This window comes from Paracoccus alkanivorans (assembly GCF_003697785.1).
Classification (GTDB): Bacteria; Pseudomonadota; Alphaproteobacteria; order Rhodobacterales; family Rhodobacteraceae; genus Paracoccus; species Paracoccus alkanivorans.
Window position 1 is genome coordinate 1 of sequence record NZ_QOKZ01000031.1, and the last position, 3,391, is coordinate 3,391.

The following is a 3,391-nucleotide window of genomic DNA, read 5'->3' on the forward strand; positions in this document are numbered from 1 at the left end:
GCTTTGCCCGCCAGCCACGCCGGCCGGACAATTTGCACCGATCGCTGAATGTCGAGCCCGATCGGCTGCGCCAGATCCTGTGCCGCCGCGATGAGCGTTTCGTGTCCAGGCAATTGGCCCTGTCCTACGAGAAGAAGCGAATCATTCTCGAGCCCAATGAACTGAGCCTCGGCGCCGTCGGCAAATATGTCGATCTCTATGAATTTGCCGACGGATCGCTCGAGATCGTGAAGGACGGGATCCCCCTGCCCTACACCATGTTCGACAAGGAACAACGTGTCACCCATGCGGCGGTCACGGAGAACAAGCGGCTTGGCGAGGTGCTGGCATTCATCAAGGAACAACAGGAAATCAATCCGCCGAAGATTCGGCGCGTGGGTAAGCAGCGTACCCGGTATGAACCAACCGGCCGGAAACCAACCGGCTGTAAGTCCTGGCTCGACAAGCGTGCAGAAAGGCGCGCGTCAGAAGCGGCGCAGAGGCAATTGCCGCCAGCAGAATGACAACTCGGAGCCTATCCGAGAGGTCCAGCCTCACCTCAGCGAATGCGGTTGGAGCATAAACCGCTGCCCCATCAACGGCGTTAGCCAGCTGGCAACGGCAGCGCGTGGCTGTAACTACCTAAGGCTGCTCTCCGGCGTGGCCGTCAAAACTGGTTCGCCCAGTAGGGTTGGAGGCCGTCGATCACAAGCTTTCTGAATCTGCGGGCGTTCAGGGCCGCGCACGTGATCCAGTCGCCGCTGACGTGAACTCCGCCACGGGCTGCAATTACGGCGGTAGTGCTCTGTTACCTCTGCTCTTCCGGCGGCTTGATATGACGGAACTGCGCAAGCAGCAGCAGGTCATAGGTGATCTTGAGTGCGCCGCAGATCAAGAAGGGCCAAGCCTTGTAGGACGCGGCGAACAAGGCACCTGCCAGGGCGGGGCTGACGGATGCGGCGAGACTGCGGGGGACGGAGGTGAAGCTCGCAGCGGCGGCGCGTTCCGCCTCCGTCACCACGGCCATGACGTAGGAAGAGCGCGTCGGTACGTCCATCTGGGAAAGCGCAGCCCGGATCAGCAGCAGGGCAAGGGCAACGGTCAGGTTGGGGGCGAGGGCCGCCAGCATCAGGGCGATGCTGGAGGGAATGTGGGTGAACACCATCGTATTGACGAGCCCGATGTGCCGCGACAGCCAGGCGGCGACCGGGAAGGAAAAGGCAGAGAGCATTCCCGACCAGAAGAAGAACACGCTTGCGGCCGAGAGGGAGAGATCGAACCGCTCGAACAGCCACAGCGCCAGCAGCGACTGCACGACGAACCCGCCGGCGAATGCGTCGAGACTAAAGAGTGCCGCGAGCCTGAAGACAATGGCGCGGGAGGGACCGAGCGCGGCGGTGGCCTCACTCACGGGCGGGCGCCTCGGAATGCGTGCATAGAACAGGCCGCCCAGGAGCCCGACAACCCCATAGAGGACGAACATCAGCTTGATCGCCGTGAGCTGGTCGAGACCAACGGTGGTGATGACATCCGGAATGGCCGCAGCGAGCGCGCCGACCGCGCTTGCGAGCGCTCCTACAAGGCTGTAGCGCGCGAACATCTTTGTCCGGCTAGCGTCACTCACTTGCCGCGTCAGCGCCGCGTGCTCGATCGGCACGAACACGCTTACACTGCCGGCAGACGGATTGATCGTCCCGGCGAAGGCGACGACCAGAAGGAGCGCGTAATCGTGAACCAATGCGAAGGCGACGCCGGTGGCGATCATCAGGCTCGCGGCAGCCAGCAGAAGCTGACGATGATCGAAACGCGGGCCGAGAAAGCCGACCGCGATGGTCAGCAGCGCCGAGCCAAGGAGTGACGCAGTGGCGATGATGCCAACCTCGAGCGGGCTGAAGCCGAGCGCAAGCAGATAGACCGGCAGGAGCACGGCTACGAAGCCGTCGCCGAAATCGCGTAGCGCACGGGCCGCGAAGAGACAGATCGTCGGATGAAGCCACGGGGGCGGCTGAACGCCCATTTGAGTGTCAGAGGAGCCCATAGGCGAGCCCCGCCAGGGAACAGGCGGCGAGCACCTTCAGCATGCCAACCTTGAAGCGGAACACGGCGATCAACGCGCCGAGGGTCAGCACGAGCGAGGCTACATTGACCGAGCTCAAGACCGGCGCATCGACGCTCATGCCGAAGCCGCTCACCGTGACCAACTCGCCGAACAGCACGTGCAGGCCGAACCACACCGCGAGATTGAGGATGACGCCGACGACGGCAGCGGTGATCGTCGCCAGCGCAGCCGACAGTGCCCGGTTGCTACGCAGCGCCTCGACATAGGGCGCGCCGAGAAAGATCCACAGAAAGCAGGGCGTGAACGTGACCCAGGTGGTGAGCAATCCGCCGAGTGTAGCCGCCAGAAGCGGATCGAGCGCACCTGGTGCCCGGAAGGCGCCCATGAAGCCCACGAACTGCGTGACCATGATGAGCGGTCCGGGCGTGGTCTCGGCCATGCCGAGCCCGTCCAGCATCTCGCCGGGCTGGAGCCAGTGATAGGTCTCCACGGCCTGTTGCGCGACATAGGCGAGAACGGCATATGCACCGCCGAAGGTCACCACCGCCATCTTGGAGAAGAAGACGGCGATGTCGGCGAAGACATTGCCGGGACCGAACACGGCAAGAAGGGCCACCACCGGCGCAAGCCACAGAATGAGGAAGGCGCCCGCGATCTTCAGCGCCCATCTGGTCGAAGGCCGCGCGTGGGCCGGGATCGTCTCGCCAAGAGCACTGTCGGCATCGGCGACATGCTTGTCTCCCACCTTGCCGTGCCCGTTGGCGGCAAGGAAGGGGGCAAGGCCCGCACGCGCGCCGGCAAAGCCGATCAAGGCCGCTGTCAGAACAATGAGGGGAAACGGCACCTGGAAAAAAAAGATGGCGATGAAGGCGGCTGCGGCGAGCACCACCATGACGTTGTTCTTAAGGGCGCGACTGCCGACGCGCACGACGGCGTGCAGCACGATGGCGAGCACCGCTGCCTTCAGTCCGAAGAACAGGGCCTCGACCGCGCCGACATTCCCGAAGAGTGCATAGACCCAGCTGAGGGCCATGATGGCGATAAAGCCCGGCAGTACGAACAGCGTGCCGGCGACGAGCCCGCCCTTGGTCTTGTGGAGGAGCCAGCCGATATAGACAGCGAGCTGTTGCGCCTCCGGTCCCGGCAGGAGCATGCAGTAGTTGAGCGCATGCAGGAAGCGGTCCTCACCGATCCAGCGCTTCTCCTCGACGAGGATCCGGTGCATCAGGGGTGGATTCCGGTAGGGGGCAGGATCGTATCACAAGGAACTCTGTCGCTGCCGCTTCATAATATCGAGCACAGTATTTTTGCTGATCCCAAGGTCGCGGGCGATCCATCGGTATGATCGACCGT

The 3,391-nt window shown here is 63.3% G+C and carries 2 protein-coding genes and 1 pseudogene; 1 reads left to right on the forward strand and 2 read right to left on the reverse strand.

Features of this window, described 5'->3' with window-relative positions:
• Positions 1-503, forward strand: a pseudogene (locus C9E81_RS22550) (ISNCY family transposase); the annotation flags it as partial.
• Positions 504-787: 284 nt separating this feature from the next.
• Here C9E81_RS22550 and C9E81_RS22555 read toward each other — a convergent pair.
• Both C9E81_RS22555 and chrA read right to left on the reverse strand, forming a co-directional pair.
• Complete coding sequence (locus tag C9E81_RS22555) at positions 788-1,996, reverse strand: MFS transporter (protein WP_122114595.1); 1,209 nt, start codon at positions 1,994-1,996, stop codon at positions 788-790.
• A 7-nt stretch (positions 1,997-2,003) separates the two neighbouring features.
• Entirely contained in the window at positions 2,004-3,263 is a 1,260-nt protein-coding gene (gene chrA / locus C9E81_RS22560) for a chromate efflux transporter (RefSeq protein WP_208021256.1), read from the reverse strand.
• Positions 3,264-3,391 lie beyond the last annotated feature (128 nt).